The organism is Escherichia sp. KS167_9B (assembly GCF_030295215.1).
GTDB lineage: Bacteria > Pseudomonadota > Gammaproteobacteria > Enterobacterales > Enterobacteriaceae > Escherichia > Escherichia coli_F.
This window is the reverse complement of record NZ_AP025754.1, coordinates 1052314-1071102: the sequence shown is the minus strand read 5'-3', so window position 1 is coordinate 1071102 and position 18789 is coordinate 1052314. Positions and strand designations below refer to the sequence as shown.

The 18789-nt window shown below is 51.1% G+C and carries 16 protein-coding genes; 10 read left to right on the top strand and 6 right to left on the bottom strand.

Going from position 1 to position 18789, the window contains the following annotated elements; all coding sequences use genetic code 11:
* The first annotated feature begins 154 nt into the window (after positions 1 to 154).
* On the top strand, positions 155 to 334 hold the full coding sequence (locus QUE34_RS05200) for a YlcI/YnfO family protein (protein WP_077170361.1): 180 nt from the start codon (positions 155 to 157) through the stop codon (positions 332 to 334).
* 438 nt (positions 335 to 772) lie between these two features.
* Here QUE34_RS05200 and QUE34_RS05190 read toward each other — a convergent pair whose 3' ends face one another.
* The 3 genes from QUE34_RS05190 to yljB form a co-directional block, all read right to left on the bottom strand.
* Positions 773 to 982, bottom strand: a complete 210-nt coding sequence (locus tag QUE34_RS05190) for a helix-turn-helix transcriptional regulator (RefSeq protein WP_001206972.1) — start codon at positions 980 to 982, stop codon at positions 773 to 775.
* Positions 983 to 1400: 418 nt separating this feature from the next.
* Entirely contained in the window at positions 1401 to 2639 is a 1239-nt protein-coding gene (locus QUE34_RS05185) for a tyrosine-type recombinase/integrase (protein ID WP_097449680.1), read from the bottom strand.
* Between the two features lie 180 nt (positions 2640 to 2819).
* Positions 2820 to 2894, bottom strand: coding sequence for a protein YljB (gene yljB / locus QUE34_RS05180; protein ID WP_001406719.1), 75 nt, complete (start codon positions 2892 to 2894; stop codon positions 2820 to 2822).
* A gap of 149 nt (positions 2895 to 3043) precedes the next feature.
* Here yljB and cspD point away from each other — a divergent pair, with 149 nt between their 5' ends.
* Entirely contained in the window at positions 3044 to 3268 is a 225-nt protein-coding gene (cspD, locus tag QUE34_RS05175; RefSeq protein ID WP_000410785.1) for a cold shock-like protein CspD, read from the top strand.
* A gap of 72 nt (positions 3269 to 3340) precedes the next feature.
* Here cspD and macB read toward each other — a convergent pair whose 3' ends face one another.
* Together macB and macA are read right to left on the bottom strand one after the other, a co-directional pair.
* On the bottom strand, positions 3341 to 5287 hold the full coding sequence (gene macB / locus QUE34_RS05170; RefSeq protein WP_103253273.1) for a macrolide ABC transporter ATP-binding protein/permease MacB: 1947 nt from the start codon (positions 5285 to 5287) through the stop codon (positions 3341 to 3343).
* Positions 5284 to 6399, bottom strand: a complete 1116-nt coding sequence (gene macA / locus QUE34_RS05165) for a macrolide transporter subunit MacA (RefSeq protein WP_000746460.1) — start codon at positions 6397 to 6399, stop codon at positions 5284 to 5286. Before macA ends, macB begins: the two co-directional genes overlap by 4 nt.
* A gap of 150 nt (positions 6400 to 6549) precedes the next feature.
* On the opposite strand from macA, the gene QUE34_RS05160 reads away from it, so the two are divergent.
* A complete protein-coding gene (locus QUE34_RS05160; protein WP_134736206.1) occupies positions 6550 to 7506 on the top strand; it encodes a VirK/YbjX family protein in 957 nt (318 codons plus the stop codon).
* Here the strand turns inward: QUE34_RS05160 and QUE34_RS05155 are convergent.
* Complete coding sequence (locus QUE34_RS05155; protein ID WP_000599806.1) at positions 7503 to 9161, bottom strand: ATP-dependent endonuclease; 1659 nt, start codon at positions 9159 to 9161, stop codon at positions 7503 to 7505. The genes QUE34_RS05160 and QUE34_RS05155 overlap by 4 nt on opposite strands.
* Before the next feature lie 425 nt (positions 9162 to 9586).
* On the opposite strand from QUE34_RS05155, the gene aqpZ reads away from it, so the two are divergent.
* The 7 genes from aqpZ (at position 9587) to QUE34_RS05120 (ending at position 18773) form a co-directional block, all read left to right on the top strand.
* The gene (gene aqpZ, locus QUE34_RS05150) at positions 9587 to 10282 is read left to right on the top strand and encodes an aquaporin Z (protein ID WP_032302785.1); all 696 of its coding nucleotides are present in this window, start codon (positions 9587 to 9589) and stop codon (positions 10280 to 10282) included.
* 484 nt (positions 10283 to 10766) lie between these two features.
* The gene (lysO, locus tag QUE34_RS05145) at positions 10767 to 11666 is read left to right on the top strand and encodes an L-lysine exporter LysO (protein ID WP_000491128.1); all 900 of its coding nucleotides are present in this window, start codon (positions 10767 to 10769) and stop codon (positions 11664 to 11666) included.
* Between the two features lie 143 nt (positions 11667 to 11809).
* Positions 11810 to 13462, top strand: a complete 1653-nt coding sequence (hcp, locus tag QUE34_RS05140) for a hydroxylamine reductase (RefSeq protein WP_000458799.1) — start codon at positions 11810 to 11812, stop codon at positions 13460 to 13462.
* Between the two features lie 11 nt (positions 13463 to 13473).
* Entirely contained in the window at positions 13474 to 14442 is a 969-nt protein-coding gene (hcr, locus tag QUE34_RS05135) for an NADH oxidoreductase (RefSeq protein WP_032302784.1), read from the top strand.
* Positions 14443 to 14574: 132 nt separating this feature from the next.
* The gene (gene poxB, locus QUE34_RS05130) at positions 14575 to 16293 is read left to right on the top strand and encodes a ubiquinone-dependent pyruvate dehydrogenase (RefSeq protein WP_032302783.1); all 1719 of its coding nucleotides are present in this window, start codon (positions 14575 to 14577) and stop codon (positions 16291 to 16293) included.
* 37 nt (positions 16294 to 16330) lie between these two features.
* Complete coding sequence (gene ltaE, locus QUE34_RS05125; protein ID WP_000566406.1) at positions 16331 to 17332, top strand: low-specificity L-threonine aldolase; 1002 nt, start codon at positions 16331 to 16333, stop codon at positions 17330 to 17332.
* 10 nt (positions 17333 to 17342) lie between these two features.
* The gene (locus QUE34_RS05120; protein WP_103253274.1) at positions 17343 to 18773 is read left to right on the top strand and encodes an SDR family oxidoreductase; all 1431 of its coding nucleotides are present in this window, start codon (positions 17343 to 17345) and stop codon (positions 18771 to 18773) included.
* Positions 18774 to 18789: the final 16 nt, after the last annotated feature.

Sequence of the window (18789 nt, the reverse complement as noted above, 5' to 3'; positions counted from 1 at the left end):
TGGTATGATTTCTCATAGCTACCTCGATACTTCTGCTATCGTTGGTGGTTAGAGGCCCTGCCAGTGGTACCGACACTTGCAGGGCTTTACTTTTTGCTCTGATTGTGTGTAATGTGTAATTACACATAAATACATTACATGAGGTGTAATTGACGTGTCAACACACAAAAGCGAAAGGCGTGGTAATCCTCCGTTCCAGTTCCGTTTAGATCCTGACTTACGGGAAAAGATGGAAAAAGCACAACAACAGGACGGCGATGATTCTCTTGCAGCCTGGATAAAGCGAATAATCCGCAAAGAATTACAGCAACGCGGCATAGAATCTAAAGGATAAAAACTATCAATGCCGTGGTGTGAGGAACTACGGCGCATTGCTATGCAGGAGGCCATTATGAACAATAAAAAGTTAACAAAAATACCATCACCAACCCGGAAGAGACGTCGCAAAAATATGACGCACGAGCATGAATCAGACAGATTCGCGCCGTGTGCGTTTGTCCTTGAGACGTTCCTTAAAGAGTACAGGCGCACAAAATTAGGGCCACATACCTGGAAAACATCGCGACATAGCGATATTAAAGAGCAGGAATAGCCCACCAGCAAGCCAGCATATTCACCATAATGACCCTCGGTTAAACCTAGAGTCATTGGTGCAAACCTGACAGATTGCCCACCAGCCAGCAAATCGCTATGATGTTCGGGCTTATGTTTAGTGTTTTCCCACTGGCGACCGCCCCCGGTCGCCTTTGTTTTATGTGCCATATACTCCCCTTTACGCTGCCTTGCCTGAATTAATGCGATCCCGGCTTTTAACCCATTCCATAACCTCGGACAGCAGCCAACCTACAGAACGACCGCCCAGATTAAGGCGTGACGGAAATCGCCCTTTTTTCTCCAGTTCGTAGCGTGTAGTGCGGCACACTCCAGTTAACTTACGACATTCATCCTCACGGATTACGCGATCTTCATTTATTTCACGCATACAAAAACCTACATAAAAATTACGTATATAAACTTTTCTCTTAGCTGTAGATATATGAGACCGGATATTACTTAGATTCTTTTTCACCTCTTAAGTTAAAAACACAACCTTGCTAAAGGCTTTGTTCGCTAAGGTTCGTAGAAGCTCGTTAGTGTTTAAAATCGTGTCACGAGTTTTTCAGAGACGCAACAAAAAATGGCGTCATTTGGCGGTTTGCTTGAATTATCTCATTAAAAACAAATAGATAAACCATCAGGTATTGGAACAATCAAGAAACATAGAATAAAAATTCAGAAGAAGATATTCCAATTTTTTCGATGGTTGACATATATAAAGCGAAGATATTTGCAGATATTTTCCGATATTCTACGATTTATTCACGGCTGTAATCTCTTAAAGAAAAAACAGCCGTAATTTGTCAAGAATTTTGGGTGTAAATTCGCGGGGTCATAACAACGATTTTTTCATCATTGTTCTGGAGAAGCTCGAGACGGTCTACCCATAGATTAAGAGCATCACGTTTTGCATCAAGATAGCGGGAGTGGTTATAGACTCGTTGCATCCCTGGCATCTGGTGGGCTGTAAGCTGCTCGACAATATGCGGATCCACGCCTAAATCGTTCAGCATGGTTGTAAATGTGTGCCGGATATCGTGTAACGTCCAGGGTGCTTGATTAATTCGTCTGTGCGCTGTTCTTCCGTACTCTGCTACCGACGATTGTCCTTTCAGTTCACCAAGCAATAAGCCCGTGTGTCTGTTCTGCTCCACCAGCTTCGTGACGAACGGCAAAATGCTTTCCGGTATTGGCCTGAATATGGCGACCTTCGTTTTGCTGTGCTCCTTCGGTACTGTCCAGAGCATTTCTTTAAAATCCCACTCCTGCACCTCTGAGCGCCTTAGCTCGGTGGTACGGCATCCGAAAACAATCAGGAGGCGAATTAGGGCGCTGTAGTACGGCGGGAATATTTTGTTATCCAGGGCGCGGAGTAATTCCCCAAGCTCCTTGTTTGTTAGTACGCGCTCGCTCACTTCTGCTTTTTTTCCCACATCACCGACAACCATATCATCAAGAACGTTGCTGATTGCGTATCGTCGTTTTCGGCAGTACTTAAGCGCCTGTTTACATACCTGTAGCAAAAATCCGGCAGATACTGGGCTTCGCTTTGCCATCTGGTCAAAACATGCCAACCAGTGCCGTAGCTCGCATTTTTCCAGTGGCATAGCGCCAATCTGGCTGATTATGTGTTTATTGATCCGGCTTTTCAGTGATTCGTAGTCAGTGCGCTTTTCCTTTGCGTACGATTCAAGCCAGTAAGTGAGCGCTTCCTTAACCGTCACGGGGGCTAACGCGTCCTGTACAGCATGATTAAGTTCATAGCGCGGATTTTTCCCCTCAGCCAGCCAGGCGCGACACTGTGCCGCTTTTTCCCTGGCTGCTTTCAGGCTCAGATCGGGATAATTGCCCAGTCTCAGACGTTCCGGTGATACCTGCCTACCAGTTCCAGCCCTGTAAGTGAAATACCAGGTTAACAGGCCGCTGGTGGAATGTCTTACGCTAAGATTGCCACCGTCATTAAAAAAGGCGTTTTTTGTGGTTGGTGATCCGCTTAATTTTCGTAAAAGAGTGTCGCTAAGTCTATGAATTGCCCTGCTCATGTTTCGCATTTCCGGTCATCAAAATTAACTACACCATTGACTACACCGTGCATCGTACAAGGGCAAACAGCGACGAACAAGGGCGAACAAGAAAAACGAAATTTTCCTTTATAATCATAGCAATAAATGAGACAGATACACCACGGCGAACACCCGCGAACACTAACTGATAAATAACTATCATCTATCGTTGGCATCAGCGACATCTGTCACATTCCTGTCAATAGCGTTAACTGCTTCAAATTTTTGATTCATACCTGCCCCCTGGCCCCTGTCAAATGCTTGACGGCTCGCCCTAATTCTCTAAATTGTATTTCTAGAGTTGGCGAGGTTTTGAACAGCCCCCTCTCTGACCCCGGTTTATTCCATCTTACTTGTATAAGATTTGCGAAGGATGTCGAAGCATGGAAAAGGGTACTGTTAAGTGGTTCAACAATGCCAAAGGGTTTGGTTTCATCTGCCCTGAAGGCGGCGGCGAAGATATTTTCGCTCATTATTCCACCATTCAGATGGATGGTTACAGAACGCTAAAAGCTGGACAATCCGTTCAGTTTGATGTCCACCAGGGGCCAAAAGGCAATCACGCCAGTGTTATTGTGCCCGTCGAAGTAGAAGCGGCAGTCGCATAGCTCTTCTGTCTCATTGTGTACATCCTAAAGGCAAAATGCCAGCCCGATCGGCTGGCATTTTTATCTCAAAAATTACTCTCGTGCCAGAGCATCTACTGGATCCAGTCGTGCCGCATTTCGTGCGGGTAACCAGCCAAATAAAATCCCGGTGACCGTCGAGCAGAGAAACGCCAGCAGCAGCGCCAACGGTGAAAAACCAATCTCCCAGCCGGGTAAGAAAAGCTGCAAGGTGAAAGCAATTAACAGTGACAGTGTTATTCCCAACGCGCCACCGACCAGGCAAACCAGTACGGCTTCGATCAGAAACTGTTGCAAAACATCGCTTGCTCGCGCACCTACAGCCATGCGAATGCCAATTTCCCGCGTCCGCTCGGTCACTGACACCAGCATAATATTCATTACACCAATACCGCCCACCACCAGCGAAATCACCGCCACCAGCGTCAGAAACAGTTGTAAAGTACGTGTGGTCTTTTCAACGGTTTTCAAGACGCCGTCCATGTTCCAGGTAAAGAAATCCTTCTTACCGTGGCGCAGTGAAAGTAAACGCGTGAGTTGCTGTTCCGCCTCAGCGCTGTCAAATCCTTCTTTCACCCTGACAGTAATAGAGTTCAGCCACGACTGGCCCATAACTCGCCCGGACATCGTGCTGTAAGGTAACCACACGCGCAGCACTTTACTACTGCCAAACATCGACTGTTTTTCCTCTGCCACGCCGATGACTCTCGCTGGCATATTACCAACCAAGATAACCTCGCCAACCACATTTGCTTTATGGGGGAAAAGCTGACGGCGAGTATTACTGTCGAGAACCACGACTTGCGCACGGCCATTCAGCTGTTCCTGATTAAAGGTATTCCCTTCGCTGAAGGTCATGCCATAGACATTGAAATAATCGCCGCTCACGCCATTGGCACTGGCAGCCACATCAACATTGTTATAACGCAGGCGCAGGTTTTGCGAGACGGCAGGTGTGGCTGAGGCGACCCACGGTTGTTTCTGGATGGCAATTAAGTCGTCGTACTTTAGCGCCTGCTGATATTGCGGATCGTCATCGCCAAAATCTTTTCCGGGATAGACATCGATAGTATTCGTACCAATAGAACGGATATCCGCCAGCACCATTTGTTTGGCGGCATCGCCCACCACGACAATTGAAACCACCGACGCAATACCGATAATAATCCCCAGCATGGTTAGTAAAGTACGCATTTTATTCGCTGCCAGCGCCCGCCATGCCATCGTCAGCGCCTCGTTAAAACCGCTGACAAACTGCCGCCAGCCAGAGGCCATTTTGACAACAGGTGCCGTCCCGCCAGCAACATTCACTTTTTCAATGGCGGGAGGATTGCGCACAATTTCGCCGTCGCGAATTTCGATCACCCGCTCTGCCTGAGCAGCAACCTGCGGATCATGAGTGACGATAATCACCGTATGCCCGCGATCGCGCAGCTGATGCAGGATCGCCATTACCTCCTCACCGGAATGGCTGTCCAGTGCGCCTGTCGGTTCATCGGCAAGAATTACCTGACCGCCGTTCATCAATGCCCGCGCGATGCTGACGCGCTGTTGCTGACCACCCGAAAGCTGTGCCGGATAATACTCTGTACGGTCTTCAAGCCCCAGTCGTTGCAATAACTTCTGGGCACGAAGCAGTCGCTGTTTCCGCTCAAGACCCGCATAGACGGCGGGTACTTCAACATTCTGCTCGGCGGTTAAATGTGAAAGCAAATGGTAACGCTGGAAAATAAAGCCGAAGTGTTCGCGACGCAGTTGCGCCAGCGCATCGGCGTCCAGCATGGCAACATCCTGACCGGCGACGCGATAGGTGCCGCTGGTGGCCTTATCCAGGCAGCCGAGAATATTCATCAGGGTCGATTTACCGGAACCCGAAGCGCCGACAATCGCCACCATCTCACCAGCATAAATATCGAGGGTGATGCCCTTCAGCACCTCAACCTGCTCATCACCGGCAGGATAGCTGCGACGAATATCCTTTAATTCGAGCAAGGGCGTCATTGTGCAGCTCCTGGTTTGGCCTCACCAATCACCACTTCATCGCCAGCTTCCAGCCCTTTGACAATCTCAACGTCGGTGTCGTTACGTGCACCAATCGTCACTTCACGTTCGCGTGTTTCACCATTACGCAACAATTTGACTTTATAACGATTATCACCGACTGGATCGCCTAACGCCGACAGAGGGATCGTCAGCACATTTTTCACATCGGTGAGTTGAATATGCACTTGCGCAGTCATATCCAGACGCAGCAAACCATTGGGGTTGGGTACTTCAAAACGGGCGTAATAGAAAATAGCGTCGTTAACCTTTTCCGGCGTCGGTAGCACATCCTTGATTTGCCCCTCGTAGCGCGTCAGCGGATCGCCAAGCACCGTAAACCAGGCTTTTTGCCCCGGCTTCAGGTGGATTACATCCGCTTCAGAAACCTGCGCTTTTACCAGCATGGTGCTCATATCTGCCAGCGTCAGAATGTTCGGTGCTTGTTGTGCGGCAATCACCGTCTGGCCTTGCAGAGTGGTGATTTGCGTGACTTCCCCGGCCATCGGGGCAACGATGCGGGTGTAATCGAGATTGGTTTTAGCCGTATCGAGTGAGGCCTGATTGCGCTTGATTTGCGCGTCAATGGTGCCAATTTGCGCCTGTTTCACAGCCATCTCCGTCGCGGCGGTATCGAGATCCTGCTGTGAAACCGCCTGCGTTTGTGCAAGACGTTGCTGACGGGAATACGTCACCCGCGCCAGTTTCAGCTCCGCTTCCGCCTGCTGCCGCTGCGCGCGTAGCTCCATCAGCGTTGCTTCCACCTCCTTGATCTGGTTTTCAGCTTGTTCAGGATCAATAACCCCTAAAAGCTGGTCTTTTTTTACTTTATCGCCAATCGCCACCGACAGCGTTTTCAACTGACCGCTGACCTGTGCACCCACGTCAACCTTACGCAGCGCGTCCAGCTTTCCGGTCGCCAGCACGCTTTGCTGTAAATCGCCTGGACGCACAATCAGCGTCTGATAAGTCGGCACGGGTGCGTTAAGAATTCTCCATAACGTAATCAGCCCGGCAATGACTATCACCAGCGCAATAACGTAACGCTTCTTCACGGTTTTCCGCTTTTTCATAAATATTCTGAATACTCCATATGCCAATCCGGGTCATTAACTTCAACGAAATATCAACAAAACCCTAAAATTTACGTTAGTAATCACACTATTGATGTTTGGTTAAGATACGCCATGGTGAAATCGACGTTATGTATAACCATTGATTTCATGAATATGTCGCAGCTAACTGAACGGACCTTTACGCCATCTGAATCTCTCAGCAGCCTGTCACTTTTTCTTAGTCTGGCACGTGGACAGTGTCGGCCGGGTAAATTTTGGCATCGCCGTAGTTTTCGCCAGAAATTTTTGCTGCGCTCGTTGATTATGCCGCGTTTAAGCGTTGAGTGGATGAACGAACTTTCCCACTGGCCGAATCTCCATGTGTTGTTAACGCGCCAGCCGCGACTGCCTGTGCGTCTGCATCGCCCTTACCTTGCGGCGAATCTTAGCCGCAAGCAATTGCTGGAGGCGTTACGTTACCATTATGCATTGCTTCGTGCCTGCATGTCGGCAGAAGAATTCAGCTTATATTTGAATACTCCCGGGCTGCAACTGGCGAAGCTGGAAGGCAAAAACGGCGAGCAGTTCACACTTGAGCTGACCATGATGATCTCAATGGATAAAGAAGGTGACAGCACAATCCTGTTCCGCAACAGCGAAGGTATTCCTCTGGCAGAGATCACCTTTACTCTGTGTGAATACCAGGGGAAAAGAACAATGTTTATTGGCGGGCTGCAAGGTGCGAAATGGGAAATTCCACATCAGGAAATCCAGAATGCGACGAAAGCCTGCCACGGGCTATTTCCCAAACGTCTCGTGATGGAAGCGGCCTGTCTGTTTGCCCAACGTTTGCAGGTAGAGCAGATCATTGCCGTCAGCAATGAAACACATATTTACCGCAGCCTGCGTTATCGCGATAAAGAAGGCAAGATCCATGCTGATTACAACGCGTTCTGGGAGTCGGTTGGCGGCGTATGTGATGCTGAACGCCATTACCGCCTTCCGGCACAGATAGCACGAAAAGAGATTGCCGAAATCGCCAGTAAAAAACGGGCTGAATACCGTCGGCGCTATGAGATGCTCGACGCTATTCAGCCACAAATGGCCACGATGTTTCGCGGTTAATCCGCGCGACCGCGCGCCAGCCACAGCACGCGTGAGAACATTTTTTTCAGCAGCGTCGGTACGGAATCCACACCACGACGTCCTGCCTCCATTGCCACTTCAATGGCAAGATCGGGTTTGGAAGAGCGATGGATCGCTTTCGAGATAATTTTACGCAGATTCATCGGCACATTTTCCGGGATCTGCGCCACGCGGTGGAACACATCGGAAAATCCCTGGCGATACATAAAATGTTCCATATCCAGCGCCGGTAACGCCGTTAAATGTTCTCGTTCGGCTTCCCGATCGTTATTCAACAGGCTGCGTACCGTAGCGGCATATTTCTTCCCTGCTTCATCGCCATCGACCAGTACATGCCATTCAATCCCCATCCGGCGGGCGAATTTAACCAGTGGCTTTAGCCCGGACTGGGCAAACTCAATGACCTTGATCCCTTCGGCATCAAAATGATGTCCACACTGACGCGCCAGTTCATTGATAACCCAGGTTTCCGTTTCGCCTTCCACCAGCAGCCAGCAGCGAGCAAACAGCGATGACGGACGGTTAAAACGAATGTGGAAAGAGATACGTCGGCTGTCTTCGGTACTCAAGCCACTCGGACCCAAACGCCAGGCGGCAACGCGAGAGGACTCACGTACCAGACGGCAAACATGCTCTACCGGCGTTAACGAAAGCAACTCACCCGAGTTGGTGGTGGCAATGCGCTGCAATGGCAGAAGATTCAACAGATGCCAGGCAACTGAAAGCATAATGGGGTGTAAACGGGTTTCTGGATCTTCGATCAGCAACAATGGACGGGCGTCTTTATCCAGTCGCAATGTGCCTTTTGCCTGCAATAAAGTAGCAAACAGGCCGAGCAAAATAACCCGATACGAGCGCCCTCCTGGTCGGTCAATCATCCGGTTGATGATATCCAGATAGCGCCAGCTTCGTTGCTCATTACTGGCCCGCCGCCGCATTAAACGATATCGCGCTTGTCCGGCCCCCTGTTCAGAGAAATAATGCTCAAGCAGCTGTACCATTGCGGAAAGTCCCTGACGAATCTGCCCATCAGAGAGATTTTGCGGATGTGAGGATAACTCACGGGCGAGGAAATCGAGCTGGCGCGCGGTGACTTCCACATTAGGGACATTTGGCACCGTGCCGTTACGAATACGGCGCATAAAACGGGCATCACGCAAGCGCAGCACCGGCATTAAACGCACCAGATGGCGTGCCTGATCGTTAATATCCTCGACATCAATCGGATGTCCGTCTTTATCGAGAAAACTGCGGAGTGTCATCACACTGCCATCTTCCGCACTCTCTCCTTCCAGGCGATAAAAAATTCGATGATAACCATCGGTGCATGGCGTCCAGCACGCTTCCAGCGGCCGATAGCGGCGAACCCGATGTCGGCCTGGCAGCGATTCGCGGAAGGTCAAAATAATATGCAGATGATGTTCTCGCCCGTTGATATCTCCCGGCGGGAACCAGAAATCGTCGCGCTCAAAATGGTAGAGATCTGATTCTGGCGATAGCAGCAGAGTTAAGGCGTCCAGCAAGCTGGATTTACCCCACGCGTTCTCCCCAATCAGGACGTTGTTTTGTTCCAGCATCAACGACAAACGGTTGATACCGCGAAAACCCACAATTTCAACGCGCTCAAGAATCATATCCCCTCCAGAAATATGTGACTTATCCTTTACGCTGGCAGTATAACGGGAAAGGCCTTGCTAATACGTGATGACATCACATTTAAGCATGGCAAATGTCTGAAAAATGAGCGAATAATCGCGTTATACTCCCTCTTGCTGATAAGTCTGCAAAAACAACAAAATCAAATAATTAGCATGATAAATTATTTTTTATTACGCCTAAAGGATTAAATCTTTTGCTTGCACTACACTGTCAATCAGACAAATGACTATATGGGGCAACCCGCTGTTGCCCTAAATCAAATTTACTGGATTTATTTATCTGGTGAATGACTCGCCTTCGTTTTTAAAATAGCCGCGCATTATTTCCGTCGTCACTTTTTTACGACGACCCTATAAAACGACCATATTTTTCACAGGGTCAATTTTTAATTGAGGTGGATATGTTCAGAAAATTAGCAGCTGAATGTTTTGGTACTTTCTGGCTTGTTTTTGGTGGCTGTGGTAGTGCCGTACTGGCCGCAGGCTTCCCGGAATTAGGCATTGGTTTTGCCGGCGTGGCGCTGGCATTCGGTTTAACCGTTCTGACGATGGCCTTCGCTGTTGGTCATATTTCTGGTGGTCATTTTAACCCGGCGGTCACTATTGGCTTATGGGCTGGCGGACGTTTTCCGGCAAAAGAAGTCGTTGGCTACGTAATTGCCCAGGTTGTCGGCGGTATTGTTGCAGCGGCGCTGCTGTATTTAATTGCCAGTGGTAAAACGGGATTTGACGCGGCAGCCAGCGGTTTTGCTTCTAACGGTTATGGCGAGCATTCACCAGGCGGTTATTCCATGCTTTCCGCGCTGGTAGTTGAACTGGTATTGAGTGCAGGTTTCTTGCTGGTGATCCACGGCGCAACCGACAAATTCGCTCCGGCGGGTTTTGCACCAATTGCCATTGGTCTGGCATTAACGCTGATTCACTTAATCAGTATTCCGGTGACTAACACTTCCGTTAACCCGGCGCGCAGTACTGCGGTTGCCATCTTCCAGGGCGGCTGGGCGTTAGAACAACTGTGGTTCTTCTGGGTAGTGCCAATTATCGGCGGTATTATCGGTGGTCTGATTTACCGGACTCTGCTGGAAAAACGTAATTAATTAACGCAGAAGGCCTGGCGCAATGTCAGGCCTTTTTTAAATATATTGATTCATCTTCCTGTTGCGCTCCTTGATGTGTTAAGCCACATATAGTCACTGGCGCAGGGAGCGCGCAGGGGGCGGCCAATCGCCGCCGCCCCCTGCCCCCCCGGGCTCTGGCGAACAAAATCGCCGCTGCGCGGTGCCCTCGACTTATCCCTTGCGGCTACCGGGTCGGGCGCGAGGTAACATCCCGGTAAAACGCGCCCTCAGCCCACATCCATGTGGGCTGCCCCGGCCTTCAGGGAACGCCTCGGCGATTTTGACGCCACCAACACCGGTGCGGTTTGTAATTAAAGCGCAAGAATATCTTTAAATGAAAATGAATACCCTACCGATCCTTATGCATAACATTTCCTTTTAATTGCAACTTTACTCGTCCTTCCGCTTTCAGTAGTGTGTCATCGCGCATTTCGACTTCTTTCTTTGCAAGGACTGGTTTTTCATGTTTTCTGGGCTGTTAATCATTCTGGTTCCCCTGATTGTGGGTTACCTCATTCCGCTTCGCCAAAAAGCTGCATTAAAGGTTATTAATCAGCTATTAAGCTGGATGGTTTACCTTATTCTCTTTTTTATGGGTATCAGTCTGGCGTTTCTCGATAACCTCGCCAGTAACCTGTTGGCGATTCTGCATTATTCCGCCGTCAGTATTACCGTTATTTTACTGTGTAATATTGCCGCCCTGATGTGGCTGGAGCGAGGCCTACCGTGGCGCAACCACCATCAGCAAGAAAAACTCCCGTCACGTATTGCGATGGCGCTGGAGTCCCTCAAGCTCTGCGGTGTGGTGGTGATTGGCTTTGCTATTGGCCTTAGCGGATTAGGTTTCTTACAACACGCTACGGAAGCCAGCGAATACACGTTAATTCTGCTACTTTTCCTCGTCGGTATTCAGTTGCGCAATAATGGCATGACCTTAAAGCAGATTGTCCTTAATCGCCGGGGAATGATTGTCGCTGTGGTGGTGGTGGCCAGTTCTTTAATTGGTGGTTTAATTAACGCCTTTATTCTTGATCTTCCCATCAATACCGCGCTGGCAATGGCTTCCGGTTTCGGCTGGTATTCTCTTTCCGGTATTTTATTGACCGAATCTTTTGGTCCGGTAATCGGGAGCGCGGCGTTTTTTAATGATTTGGCCCGTGAGCTGATTGCTATTATGTTGATCCCTGGGCTGATTCGCCGTAGCCGCTCGACTGCACTGGGCTTATGCGGTGCAACCTCGATGGATTTCACCCTGCCCGTTCTTCAACGTACTGGCGGGCTGGATATGGTCCCGGCGGCGATTGTTCACGGTTTTATTCTCAGCCTGTTAGTACCTATCCTCATCGCCTTTTTCTCCGCGTAATACCTCTCTGGCGGTAGATCCCTGCCGCCAAAATTGCGCTAAATCAATCTCCCTTAAAGTTGGATGAAAAATCCCTTTTATCCCCGTGTTAAGCGTCTTAATCTTAAACATGTATATTAAATATAACTTTAAAAGGTGTGATCATGTTTTGTGTGCAATGTGAACAAACTATCCGTACTCCGGCAGGAAACGGCTGCTCATACGCGCAGGGGATGTGTGGTAAAACGGCGGAAACCTCTGACCTTCAGGATTTACTCATTGCGGCGCTGCAAGGGCTTTCGGCCTGGGCGGTAAAAGCGCGTGAATACGGCATCATCAACCACGATGTAGACAGCTTCGCGCCGCGCGCATTTTTCTCAACCCTGACTAACGTTAACTTCGATTCTCCGCGTATTGTCGGCTACGCTCGTGAAGCAATTGCCCTGCGCGAGGCGCTGAAAGCACAGTGCCTGGCTGTAGATGCCAACGCCCACGTCGATAACCCGATGGCTGACCTGCAACTGGTGAGTGACGATCTCGGCGAACTGCAACGTCAGGCGGCGGAATTTACTCCCAATAAAGATAAAGCGGCGATTGGCGAAAACATTCTCGGCCTGCGTCTGCTCTGCCTGTATGGCCTGAAAGGTGCTGCCGCCTATATGGAACACGCGCACGTTCTCGGTCAATATGACAACGATATTTACGCCCAGTACCATAAAATCATGGCATGGCTGGGTACCTGGCCTGCCGATATGAACGCACTTCTCGAGTGCTCCATGGAAATCGGCCAGATGAACTTCAAAGTGATGAGCATTCTGGACGCAGGCGAAACCGGTAAATACGGTCACCCGACGCCAACTCAGGTCAACGTCAAAGCGACGGCGGGTAAATGCATTCTGATTTCCGGTCACGATCTCAAAGATCTCTACAACTTGCTGGAACAGACCGAAGGCACGGGCGTTAATGTCTACACTCACGGCGAAATGCTGCCTGCCCACGGCTACCCGGAGCTGCGTAAATTCAAGCATCTGGTCGGTAACTACGGCAGCGGCTGGCAGAATCAGCAAGTAGAGTTCGCTCGCTTCCCTGGACCTATCGTGATGACCTCGAACTGCATCATCGACCCAACCGTAGGGGCTTATGACGATCGTATCTGGACCCGCAGCATCGTTGGCTGGCCGGGTGTGCGTCATCTGGATGGTGATGATTTCTCAGCAGTTATTGCCCAGGCACAACAAATGGCGGGCTTCCCGTACAGCGAAATTCCGCACCTGATCACCGTGGGCTTTGGTCGTCAGACGCTGCTTGGCGCGGCGGATACGCTGATTGATCTGGTGAGCCGTGAAAAACTGCGTCATATCTTCCTGCTCGGTGGCTGTGACGGCGCACGCGGCGAGCGCCACTACTTCACCGATTTCGCCACCAGCGTGCCAGATGACTGCCTGATCCTGACTCTCGCCTGCGGTAAATATCGCTTTAACAAACTTGAGTTCGGCGATATCGAAGGTCTGCCGCGTCTGGTAGATGCTGGTCAATGTAACGATGCTTACTCAGCGATTATTCTGGCTGTCACTTTGGCAGAAAAACTGGGCTGCGGTGTCAACGATCTGCCGTTGTCGCTGGTACTCTCCTGGTTCGAACAAAAAGCGATTGTTATTCTGCTGACGCTGCTTTCTTTGGGCGTGAAAAATATCGTTACCGGCCCGACTGCACCTGGCTTCCTGACGCCAGACCTGCTGGCGGTACTGAACGAGAAATTCGGCCTGCGTTCTATCACCACTGTTGAAGAAGATATGAAGCAACTGTTGAGCGCGTAAGGAGTTTGTCGATGACGATGCCAACCAATCAATGCCCCTGGCGGATGCAGGTTCATCACATTACGCAAGAAACGCCGGATGTGTGGACGATTTCCCTGATTTGCCACGATTACTACCCATATCGCGCCGGGCAATATGCACTGGTCAGCGTGCGAAACTCAGCGGAAACGCTGCGTGCTTACACCATTTCCTCCACGCCAGGCGTGAGTGAATACATCACTCTGACCGTGCGGCGGATTGATGACGGTGTCGGTTCCCAGTGGCTGACCCGCGATGTAAAACGCGGTGACTACCTCTGGCTTTCGGACGCGATGGGGGAATTTACCTGCGACGATAAAGCAGAAGATAAATTCCTGTTGCTGGCGGCCGGTTGCGGCGTCACACCGATTATGTCGATGCGTCGCTGGCTGGCGAAAAATCGCCCGCAGGCGGATGTGCAGGTGATCTACAACGTGCGTACGCCGCAGGATGTCATTTTCGCGGATGAGTGGCGTAATTACCCGGTGACACTGGTAGCGGAAAACGATGTTACGGAGGGATTCGTTGCCGGACGTCTGACACGTGAACTGCTGACAAGCGTTCCTGATTTAGCCTCTCGTACTGTGATGACCTGTGGCCCGGCTCCGTATATGGATTGGGTAGAACAGGAAGTGAAAGCGCTCGGCGTGACGCGTTTCTTTAAAGAGAAGTTCTTTACGCCAGTGGCGGAAGCAGCAACCAGCGGTCTGAAATTCACCAAACTGCAACCGGCGCAAGAATTTTACGCACCTGTTGGCACCACACTGCTGGAGGCTTTGGAAAGCAACAAAGTTCCGGTTGTCGCCGCCTGCCGTGCGGGTGTTTGCGGCTGCTGTAAAACGAAGGTGGTTTCCGGTGAATATACGGTGAGCAGCACGATGACGCTGACCGACGCCGAAATCGCTGAAGGTTACGTACTGGCCTGCTCCTGCCATCCGCAGGGGGATTTGGTTCTCGCATAATCGTATTATGCCCGATGATATACCTGTCATCGGGCAGTTTAACCGTTAGTGCCTCATTTTTCTCCCATCTCTTCCCCCTCCGTCAGATGAACTAAACTTGTTACCGTTATCACATTCAGGAGATGGAGAACCATGAAACAAACGGTTGCAGCTTATATCGCCAAAACACTCGAATCAGCAGGGGTAAAACGCATTTGGGGAGTGACTGGCGACTCTCTGAACGGTCTTAGCGACAGTCTTAATCGCATGGGCACCATCGAGTGGATGTCCACCCGTCATGAAGAAGTGGCGGCCTTTGCCGCTGGCGCTGAAGCCCAACTTAGCGGGGAACTGGCGGTCTGCGCCGGATCATGCGGACCTGGCAACCTGCACTTAATCAATGGTTTGTTCGATTGTCACCGTAATCACGTTCCGGTACTGGCAATTGCCGCTCATATCCCTTCCAGCGAAATTGGCAGCGGCTATTTCCAGGAAACCCACCCGCAAGAGTTATTCCGCGAATGTAGCCATTATTGCGAGCTGGTTTCCAGCCCGGAGCAGATCCCACAAGTGCTGGCGATTGCTATGCGTAAAGCGGTGTTAAACCGTGGCGTTTCCGTTGTCGTGTTACCGGGCGACGTGGCGTTAAAACCGGCACCGGAAGGGGCAACCACGCACTGGTATCATGCGCCACAACCAGTCGTCACCCCAGAAGAGGAAGAGTTACGCAAACTGGCGCAACTGCTGCGTTACTCCAGCAATATCGCTCTGATGTGTGGCAGCGGTTGCGCGGGGGCGCATAAAGAGCTCGTCGAGTTTGCCGGAAAAATTAAAGCGCCTATTGTTCATGCCCTGCGCGGTAAAGAACATGTCGAATACGATAATCCGTATGATGTCGGAATGACGGGATTAATCGGCTTCTCGTCAGGTTTTCATACCATGATGAACGCCGACACGTTAGTGCTGCTCGGCACCCAATTCCCCTACCGTGCGTTCTACCCGACCGATGCCAAAATTATTCAGATTGATATCAACCCGGCCAGCATCGGCGCGCACAGTAAGGTGGATATGGCACTGGTCGGTGATATCAAATCGACTCTGCGTGCATTGCTGCCTTTAGTGGAAGAAAAAACCGATCGCAAATTTCTGGATAAAGCGCTGGAAGATTACCGCGATGCCCGCAAAGGGCTGGACGATTTAGCTAAACCGAGTGAGAAAGCCATTCACCCGCAATATCTGGCGCAGCAAATTAGCCATTTTGCTGCCGATGACGCCATTTTCACCTGTGATGTCGGCACACCAACGGTATGGGCGGCGCGTTATCTGAAAATGAACGGCAAGCGCCGCCTGTTAGGTTCGTTTAACCACGGTTCAATGGCCAACGCCATGCCGCAGGCGCTGGGTGCTCAGGCGACAGAGCCAGAACGTCAGGTGGTCGCCATGTGCGGTGATGGTGGTTTCAGTATGTTGATGGGCGATTTTCTCTCAGTGGTACAAATGAAGCTGCCAGTGAAAATTATCGTCTTTAACAACAGCGTGCTGGGCTTTGTAGCGATGGAGATGAAAGCCGGAGGCTACCTGACTGACGGCACCGAACTGCACGACACCAACTTTGCCCGCATTGCTGAAGCGTGCGGTATTACGGGCATCCGCGTAGAAAAAGCCGCTGAAGTCGATGAAGCCTTGCAACGCGCCTTTTCCATCGACGGCCCGGTGCTGGTGGATGTGGTAGTCGCGAAAGAAGAGTTAGCCATTCCGCCGCAGATCAAACTCGAACAGGCCAAAGGATTTAGCCTGTATATGTTGCGCGCAATCATCAGCGGACGCGGTGACGAAGTGATCGAACTGGCGAAAACGAACTGGCTAAGGTAAAAAGGGTGGCATTTCCTGTCATAAATAAGGACATGCCATGATTGATTTACGCAGTGATACCGTTACCCGACCGAGCCGCGCCATGCTCGAAGCAATGATGGCCGCCCCGGTTGGGGACGACGTTTACGGAGACGACCCTACCGTTAATGCTCTGCAGGACTATGCGGCAGAGCTTTCCGGGAAAGAAGCCGCCATTTTTCTGCCTACCGGCACTCAGGCCAACCTGGTCGCTCTGCTCAGTCACTGCGAGCGCGGCGAAGAGTATATTGTCGGTCAGGCCGCGCATAACTATCTGTTTGAAGCCGGTGGCGCAGCGGTGCTGGGCAGTATTCAGCCGCAACCCATCGATGCTGACGCCGACGGTACGCTACCGCTGGATAAAGTCGCCATGAAAATCAAACCCGACGATATCCATTTCGCCCGCACCAAATTACTCAGTCTGGAAAACACCCACAATGGAAAAGTGCTGCCGCGGGAATACCTGAAAGAAGCATGGGAATTTACTCGCGAGCGCAATCTGGCACTGCATGTTGACGGTGCGCGCATCTTTAATGCCGTGGTGGCTTACGGCTGCGAACTGAAAGAGATCACGCAATATTGTGATTCGTTCACCATTTGTCTGTCGAAAGGTCTTGGTACGCCAGTCGGTTCATTACTGGTCGGCAATCGTGATTACATTAAACGCGCCATCCGCTGGCGGAAAATGACTGGCGGCGGGATGCGTCAATCCGGCATTCTGGCTGCCGCAGGGATGTATGCGCTGAAAAATAACGTCGCACGCTTGCAGGAAGACCACGACAACGCAGCCTGGATGGCGGAGCAGTTGCGTGAAGCAGGCGCGGATGTGATGCGTCAGGACACCAATATGCTGTTTGTTCGCGTCGGACAAGAAAATGCTGCCGCGTTAGGCGAATACATGAAAGCGAGAAACGTACTGATTAACGCCTCGCCGATTGTCCGCCTGGTAACCCATCTTGATGTCTCGCGTGAACAACTGGCAGAAGTCGCAGCCCACTGGCGCGCTTTCCTGGCGCGTTAAGGAGAGAGACGTGCCGCAACGCATTTTAGTTCTCGGTGCCAGTGGCTATATTGGTCAGCATCTGGTGCACGCGCTCAGCCAACAAGGGCATCAGATCCTGGCGGCAGCACGTCACGTCGACAGGCTTGCAAAACTGCAACTGGCAAACGTCAGTTGCCATAAAGTCGATCTCAGCTGGCCGGATAACCTTCCGGCCCTGTTGCAGAATATCGATACCGTCTATTTTCTGGTGCACAGCATGGGCGAAGGCGGCGATTTTATCGCTCAGGAACGCCAGGTAGCTCTTAACGTCCGCGATGCGCTGCGCGAAGCACCGGTTAAACAATTAATCTTTCTGAGTTCATTGCAGGCCCCGCCTCACGAGCAGTCGGACCATCTGCGCGCCCGTCAGGCTACGGCGGATATTCTTCGTGAAGCGGGTGTCCCGGTGACCGAATTGCGTGCCGGAATTATCGTTGGCGCAGGTTCAGCGGCGTTCGAAGTTATGCGCGATATGGTCTACAACCTGGCGGTGTTAACCCCGCCGCGTTGGGTTCGTTCACGCACCACGCCCATTGCACTGGAAAACCTGCTGCATTATCTGGTGGCGTTACTGGACCATCCAGCCTGGGAACATCGCATTTTCGAAGCCGCCGGACCAGAGGTGCTCAGTTATCAACAACAGTTTGAACATTTTATGGCGGTGAGCGGTAAGCGCCGCTGGTTAATCCCCATCCCCTTTCCCACCCGCTGGATTTCGGTGTGGTTTCTCAATGTGATTACTTCCGTACCGTCAACCACCGCCAAAGCGTTGATTCAGGGGCTGAAACACGATCTGCTGGCGGATGACACCGCGCTACGTGCACTCATTCCACAACAACTGATCGCTTTCGATGACGCGGTACGTCGCACGTTGAAAGAAGAAGAAAAGCTGGTCAACTCCAGCGACTGGGGATACGACGCTCAGGCCTTTGCCCGCTGGCGACCGGAGTACGGTTATTTCGCCAAACAGGCGGGGTTTACCGTTAAAACGTCCGCCAGCCTTGCGGCTTTATGGCAGGTGGTGAATCAAATCGGCGGTAAAGAGCGTTATTTCTTTGGCAATATTTTGTGGCAAACCCGGGCGTTGATGGACCGCGCGATCGGTCATAAGCTGGCGAAAGGCCGCCCGGAGCGTGAATATTTGCAGACCGGAGATGCGGTGGATAGCTGGAAAGTGATTGTCGTTGAACCGGAAAAACAACTTACGCTGTTATTTGGCATGAAAGCGCCGGGGCTGGGACGACTGTGTTTTACCCTGGAAGATAAAGGTGACTATCGTACTATCGATGTTCGCGCATTCTGGCATCCGCACGGTATGCCGGGGCTGTTTTACTGGTTATTGATGATCCCCGCGCATCTGTTTATTTTTCGCGGAATGGCAAAACGAATCGCCAGACTGGCAGAACAAAGCACAGATTAATCGACAAAACCTGCGT

Bases quoted from the DNA above. Each gene is read 5' to 3' on its own strand.
- poxB (WP_032302783.1), top strand. From the start codon at position 14,575: ATGAAACAAACGGTTGCAGCTTATATCGCCAAAACACTCGAATCAGCA.
- ltaE (WP_000566406.1), top strand. From the start codon at position 16,331: ATGATTGATTTACGCAGTGATACCGTTACCCGACCGAGCCGCGCCATG.
- macA (WP_000746460.1), bottom strand. From the start codon at position 6,399: ATGAAAAAGCGGAAAACCGTGAAGAAGCGTTACGTTATTGCGCTGGTG.
- QUE34_RS05190 (WP_001206972.1), bottom strand. From the start codon at position 982: ATGCGTGAAATAAATGAAGATCGCGTAATCCGTGAGGATGAATGTCGT.
- macB (WP_103253273.1), bottom strand. From the start codon at position 5,287: ATGACGCCCTTGCTCGAATTAAAGGATATTCGTCGCAGCTATCCTGCC.
- QUE34_RS05160 (WP_134736206.1), top strand. From the start codon at position 6,550: ATGAATATGTCGCAGCTAACTGAACGGACCTTTACGCCATCTGAATCT.
- hcp (WP_000458799.1), top strand. From the start codon at position 11,810: ATGTTTTGTGTGCAATGTGAACAAACTATCCGTACTCCGGCAGGAAAC.
- cspD (WP_000410785.1), top strand. From the start codon at position 3,044: ATGGAAAAGGGTACTGTTAAGTGGTTCAACAATGCCAAAGGGTTTGGT.
- aqpZ (WP_032302785.1), top strand. From the start codon at position 9,587: ATGTTCAGAAAATTAGCAGCTGAATGTTTTGGTACTTTCTGGCTTGTT.
- QUE34_RS05155 (WP_000599806.1), bottom strand. From the start codon at position 9,161: ATGATTCTTGAGCGCGTTGAAATTGTGGGTTTTCGCGGTATCAACCGT.
- QUE34_RS05185 (WP_097449680.1), bottom strand. From the start codon at position 2,639: ATGAGCAGGGCAATTCATAGACTTAGCGACACTCTTTTACGAAAATTA.
- hcr (WP_032302784.1), top strand. From the start codon at position 13,474: ATGACGATGCCAACCAATCAATGCCCCTGGCGGATGCAGGTTCATCAC.
- lysO (WP_000491128.1), top strand. From the start codon at position 10,767: ATGTTTTCTGGGCTGTTAATCATTCTGGTTCCCCTGATTGTGGGTTAC.